Source organism: Patescibacteria group bacterium, assembly GCA_022560785.1.
Classification (GTDB): domain Bacteria; phylum Patescibacteriota; class Minisyncoccia; order Phycocordibacterales; family JADFSL01; genus JADFSL01.
The window spans coordinates 1-6042 of the sequence record JADFSL010000029.1 but is presented as its reverse complement, the minus strand read 5'-3'; the positions used below and the strand labels follow the sequence as shown (position 1 = coordinate 6042).

Annotated in this window: 5 protein-coding genes; 2 read left to right on the top strand and 3 right to left on the bottom strand. The window is 40.0% G+C overall.

Annotated features, from left to right (window positions below; all coding sequences use genetic code 11):
* Nucleotides 1–626: DUF4215 domain-containing protein (locus IIB50_02740; GenBank protein MCH7530010.1), on the bottom strand; the 626-nt coding region annotated here is incomplete at its 3' end.
* Between the two features lie 1328 nt (nucleotides 627–1954).
* Between IIB50_02740 and rnc the strand changes: the two genes are divergently transcribed.
* Nucleotides 1955–2647: a ribonuclease III gene (gene rnc / locus IIB50_02735; GenBank protein ID MCH7530009.1), complete on the top strand. Its 693-nt coding sequence runs from the start codon at nucleotides 1955–1957 to the stop codon at nucleotides 2645–2647.
* 25 nt (nucleotides 2648–2672) lie between these two features.
* Here rnc and rnr read toward each other — a convergent pair whose 3' ends face one another.
* Nucleotides 2673–4607: a ribonuclease R gene (gene rnr, locus IIB50_02730; protein ID MCH7530008.1), complete on the bottom strand. Its 1935-nt coding sequence runs from the start codon at nucleotides 4605–4607 to the stop codon at nucleotides 2673–2675.
* Nucleotides 4608–4955: 348 nt separating this feature from the next.
* On the opposite strand from rnr, the gene rpsP reads away from it, so the two are divergent.
* On the top strand, nucleotides 4956–5345 hold the full coding sequence (rpsP, locus tag IIB50_02725) for a 30S ribosomal protein S16 (GenBank protein MCH7530007.1): 390 nt from the start codon (nucleotides 4956–4958) through the stop codon (nucleotides 5343–5345).
* Nucleotides 5346–5774: 429 nt separating this feature from the next.
* On the opposite strand, the gene IIB50_02720 is transcribed toward rpsP, so the two are convergent.
* Nucleotides 5775–6042, bottom strand: a 268-nt coding sequence (locus IIB50_02720; protein MCH7530006.1) for a hypothetical protein, incomplete at its 5' end; no start/stop codon positions are given.

The following is a 6042-nucleotide window of genomic DNA, read 5'->3' as shown; positions in this document are numbered from 1 at the left end:
GCCGTGTGACTTCCGATTTCATGGCCTGCGTCGTATATATTATTCCATAAATTCCAATCAGCTTGAGTGAAATCACCAGTATAGGAAAGATAATAAGTTCCCTCGAAGCCATTTTCGTTAAGGGTATTACGGCATGCACTGAAGCTATCATCTATAGAAACCGATGCCGCGCCCGCTCGGCAATCCTGCCAATCACAAATTTCGACCACACTAGGTTCTTCAGTTACACACTGGCTCGAGCATCCATCGCCATTCTCCGTATTCCCGTCATCACATTCCTCAAGTATGCCAAACCCATCCGGACTTTGAACTACGCCATCCCCGCAGTAAGTAATAGTACACTCGTTCGCGCATAAATCTGTTTCATCGTTATTCCCATCATCACATTCCTCTCCTATCTCCAGAAAACCATTCCCACAGACTGGTAAATCAGGAGCATCTAAGATACCACAAAGTTCAACAGCATCTGTAGAAGACCATGACCACCCACATTTTTGTAGTATTATAGTATCGGCAACAAAATTCCCTCCTAGAACCTCTGTAATGCAACTATTTTCCAAGCCATTAGAAACATCAAGCGTCTCTCCGGTTTCACTATTCTTCAACCACATACCGCTCCAGCACATATCATAATCCCCAAAAATAGTGAAATTGCTTACAGAAACAGGCACATTATAATGAAGCGTAATATTTGCCTGCACGTTCCAGTTTATAGGGTTCCAGCTGTAACCATAGCCACTCCACTCCCCTATTCCGCACTGTCCACCAAGAGGCGCATCTGGAATTCCAGTCGCATACTCTGCAAGTGATCCTAGTGGATTCTCAGAGGTTGCACTCGCGGATGAAGCGTATTGGCATATAGAGACCATTTCGCTATTCTGGTTTTCATGTCTCAAATCATAGACTTCCCGAGGAGTCAGAAGAGTGACATTCGGATTCTCTTTCAAGAATAAAAGAATCGTAATATAATCAAGCAGCTTGTCATAGTCGATCTCACCGATTATCTCTATGTTTTCAAAGTCTTGTTGATGCACCCATAGCGGTATAACCAGGACACCATCTATTGTTACGATTTCCACATCATCTCTCGAAAAATCATTGATCTCTCTGATAATATCTCCTCTACTTTTGAACGGGTTGTCTCCTCCAGCACTCCCGTTGATGGTGAAGCTAACGCCATACTGAAAAACATCGAAATCAGTAGTCTCACTCACAGGCCCCAGATCGCTGGCATAAAAGACATCGAAATATGTTTTGAATCCAAGTTCGGTCAAAGCCTGTCTTGTCACGGTGGTTATTCTACCCCCAAATTGATTATATGACCTCGGCAGTACAACATTCTCATAACCCTGATTTTCCATTACTTCCCTAAAACGCTCTTGTCCCATTAGGATTATCTCTTTTTGGGTTTCAAGCGGAAGCTCGCCCATCATAAGTTCAATTTCGCTGCCATTGAATCCTTTCTGAATGAGCTCAATGTTTTCAGCTAAGTACATTTTGCCAAAAGGAAGCATGAATGAAGGAGTTTCCATTATCGTGGCCGGATAAAAACTAACCCCAACCGGAATTTCGTTTGCCTCGTAAAAATCCGCAAGCAAGTTATATACTATTTAGCAGAAGCTCCATTTAATGATTTAACATTGGAGAAAAAAGGAGGGCTTGACGATGCACAGTGGTTTAAGCTGTCAAATATTTTAGATCTTAATTTCTATGATGATATTCTGCCAATAGTAACAAAGGCGATAAATATATTACTTAAGAAAGATTCATCAAATAAAAAGAAAAAATCTTCCGCCTGAGACGGATCCGCCTTCGGCGGAAAAAAACAACGTGAGTCCCGATAATGTTCGAGGCTACGAAGTGAAAATATATACTATATGCAAAAATGTCGAACAAATATTTATATTATATCTAACAAAACAGGACGCCAAGATCGTAGCCTGATACTATCTGAATGAGCAAAGAACTCAGTGAATTTGAAAAAAGTACGGGTATAACATTCAATAACAAACAATTATTAATGCAGGCTTTTGTGCACCGTTCGTACTTGAATGAACACAGAGACTTCGACATTGAGCACAACGAGCGGCTTGAGTTTTTAGGTGATGCAGTCTTGGAGCTTATTGTTACCGATTATCTATTTAACACATACAAGAATAAACCAGAGGGTGAACTCACTGTGTTTCGCTCAGCTCTCGTCAATACCAACACACTCTCAAATGCTGCCGTGGTACTTAATATGAATGACTATCTTCTACTTTCTCGTGGAGAAGCAAAAGATACTGGCCGCGCTCGACAGTACATACTCGCCAATACTTTTGAAGCATTTATCGGAGCACTTTATCTCGATCGGGGGTATGATGCGGCAAAAGGGTTTATTACTAAAACAATTCTACCGCTCACTGACGGTATTGTGAAAGACAGACTTTGGCAGGATTCAAAGAGTCACTTTCAAGAGAAATCACAAGAGAAAATGGGAGTTACGCCGGAATATAAGACACTCAAAGAAGATGGACCGGATCACGACAAACGCTTTGTTGTCGGCGTATTTTTAGATGCCAAGCAAATAGGAGAAGGTGAAGGAAAATCAAAACAGGAAGCCGAGCAAGACGCGGCAAAAGCAGCACTGAAAGAGCATAAATGGTAGAAGGTGATAGTTGGTAGTAATTTATCTATATAAGTTCAAAATCAAGTGTTCGAGCTTCAATGTCCGCCGCAATAAGTTTAACGGTCACCTTGTCTCCAAGAGAATAGTGTTTCTTTGTTTTGTTTCCAACTATCCGATAGTGTTTTTTATCAAATACATAATAATCATCTTTCATACTACTCACTCGCACCAACCCTTCCGCTCTTGTTTCCTTTTCTTCAATATATATTCCCCACTGGGTAACTCCGGAAACAATTCCTTCAAATGTGTTACCAACGAGTTTCGTCATATACTCAATTTGTTTGTATTTTATTGAGTCACGCTCCGCTTTAACAGCAGCCACTTCTCGTTGCGAGGCGGTGATAGCGAGTTGTTCATATTCTTTGAGTTCTTCACTGCTTATTCTGGAGCTATCGCCGAGGTGACTTTTGAGTATACGATGTACCATAATATCCGGGTAGCGCCTGATGGGAGAAGTAAAGTGTGTGTAGTGTTTAAATGAGAGACCAAAATGGCCGATATTTTTTGTTGAGTACACCGCTTTTGCCATTGAGCGAATGGTGGCGGTCTTTATAAGGTCTTCTTCCGGGGTACCTTCTATTTGTTTAAAGAGTTTATTGATATCTTTTGCAACAATTTCTTTTTTACCTGTTTTGAGTTCGTAACCGATGGCTTTGAGAAAGATTGAGAGTTCTTCAATTTTTTCTCTGTTTGGGACGTCGTGAATTCTATACACAAATGTCAGATCGCGCCTTTGTGTATCTTTGCACAATTTGTAGAAATACTCAGCAACCTTTCTGTTGGCGAGGAGCATAAAGTCTTCTATCAACAGATTGGTGTCCAGTAGCTTTTTCTTTGTGATGGCTATCGGCACGCCGTTTGAGTCAAGTTCAAATTGCACTTCTTCCTGCTCAAAAGCGATAGAGCCATTCTCTGTTCTTTTTTTTCGAAGTATGTGGGCGAATTTGTTTAACACAATAAGCTCTTTGTGAAATACACCGCTATTATTATCTATTACCTTTTGAGCTTCTTCATAGGAAAATCTTTTTTGTGAGCGAATGATGGTTTCACCAATCCACTGCTTTTTTACCTCTCCGTTTTTTGAAAGCACAAAGATAATAGAAAATGTTCGTTTGTCTTCATCTGGGTTTAGACTACAGACGTCGTTCGAGAGTATTTCCGGCAACATTGGAATGGTTCTATCCACTAGATAAATTGATGTACCACGATTACGTGCTTCCATGTCAATAACGCTGCCTGGTTTTACATAGTATGAGACATCAGCAATATGAATTCCCACTTCAACATCTCCATCTGACAATTCTTTTACGGAGAGAGCATCATCAAAATCTTTTGCCGTTTCTGGGTCAATAGTAAAAGTAGGTACTCCCCGCAAGTCTTTTCTGCTCGCAATATCTTTTTCAGTTATATTTTTTTCTTTTTCAATGTGTTGCGCTTCCTCTGCAACATTTTTTGGTAGCACAGTATCGAAACCCTGCTCAAGCACGATAGATTCCATTTCCACATCATGCACTCCTGCTTTACCTAGAATTTTTATAATTTTCCCCTCTGGATTTTTCTTTGGATTAGACCACTGTTCTAATTTTACTAACGCCTTAGTGCCTTCTGTTATATTTTTAAGTGGTTCTTGAATATGTATATTGATGTACATTCTTTTATCAACCGGCGCTAAAAAATATACCCCGTCTTTTTCTTTTAGTACTCCAACAAATTGCTCTTTTGCTCTTTTTATTACCCTAAGCACTCTCCCAGTTACTCGTTTTCCTTTTTTGTTTAAAGTATGCTGATTGATTTCAACTTCAACCATGTCACCGTTAAGGGCCGTATTAAGATAATCTCGCGCAACTTCCATGTCATCTACTTTTGGATCATATGTAATATACCCGACACCTCGTCGGGTAACATTAATAATTCCGGTCACGTGCTCTTGCTTTTTCATCCCGCTTAGAGACAGGTCGCAGTCATAACACCCTGCTCATTAATTGATTTATAAAAATGTATACGATTTTTTAACATTGTTTTGTATTTATGTCTTATACGACCGCGGTCTCTAACGGGATTCATTTGTGGCAGTATAGCAGATAAGTATATATCCATATAATTTATATTGACAAAGGTCTCTGCTTTTTGATATACTCAACTTACCGAAGCAGGGTTAGGTAACTAAGTACTTTTCCTCAAATCGGTCTTTGCGAAATCCTCCTTTGGTTGAGATGTTGCCGCCCACTACATTGCGGGCGGCTTTTTTTATTTGACCATTTATAAAACTTCTGTTACTATTGCGTTCATGTTAAAAATACGACTACAAAGAATAGGGCGAAAGAACAATCCGTCGTTTCGTATTGTGGTCACGGACTCGAGAAAAGGTCCGAAAAGTGGAAAATATTTAGAACTCCTCGGCGCATATGACCCAATACGCAGTACAGTAGCAGTAAAGGAGCAGCGGATAAAACACTGGATTTCAAATGGCGCACAAGTTTCAGGTACAGTACACAACATTTTAATACAAGAAGGGGTAATAGATGGCAAAAAAATAAATGTTCTGCCAAAGAAATCACCAATAGCAAAAGAAACAAAAAAAGAAGAAATCACTGAGGAAAAGCAAAAAGAAGAAGAGCCAAAAGAAGTTTCTGTGGAGGAGAAAGGGGAAGAAAAAGAAAAAACGGACACACAATAACCCCTACTTGACTTTCACCAATGCTTGCGACACACTTACACAAACAGTAAAGTCACCAAGGACCAATTTTGTCTGTTGCTCTCCGAGACCACATTGTTCTACTATTGCCTAACCAGTTTTTGCCCCAAAACATCTCAGTCAATAATCGTTTTAACATCTATAGTTCCGTCCTGTCAATAAATGTAGAATCTTTATCTTCACAGACTCGCCTGTGTCATGTGCAATAATCTCGCGCAGAGTCTGCGTAACTTGTTCTATTTCATCCAATACGGCCAAGGCTCCTTCTTTAGTGGTGAGTCTTACCTTGGCGTCATCTCCCTGCCCATGTAAAATGTGTAAGATTAAGTTATCAATGACCTTTAGTCCTGCTTCCAGGTCAATGAAAGTCTGTGCACTCAGGTTCGTAGGCATAATAGACTCCTTATTGAATTAACTTTCTTTTAACGCTCGTGCTAGTTCACTACCTTTATTGACATAAACGGTAAAATCTGAGGAATCACTTTTCTCACTTTCTATCACAAATCTACAACCATGCTCCAATAATGCGGTAAAGCGAACCCCATCCCACTGTTCGTTAGGTTTATCTCCCCACATACCCCAATAGGTACCGTCAGGTGATGTTGGAAATTTTTCCATTATACTTCTTTCCCGTCCTTTTTCCTTTTCCACATACATGGATACCAATGAGCCATGACTT

Coding starts and splice junctions, on each gene's coding strand:
- rnc (MCH7530009.1), top strand. CDS start 1,955: ATGAGCAAAGAACTCAGTGAATTTGAAAAAAGTACGGGTATAACATTC.
- rnr (MCH7530008.1), bottom strand. CDS start 4,607: ATGAAAAAGCAAGAGCACGTGACCGGAATTATTAATGTTACCCGACGA.
- rpsP (MCH7530007.1), top strand. CDS start 4,956: ATGTTAAAAATACGACTACAAAGAATAGGGCGAAAGAACAATCCGTCG.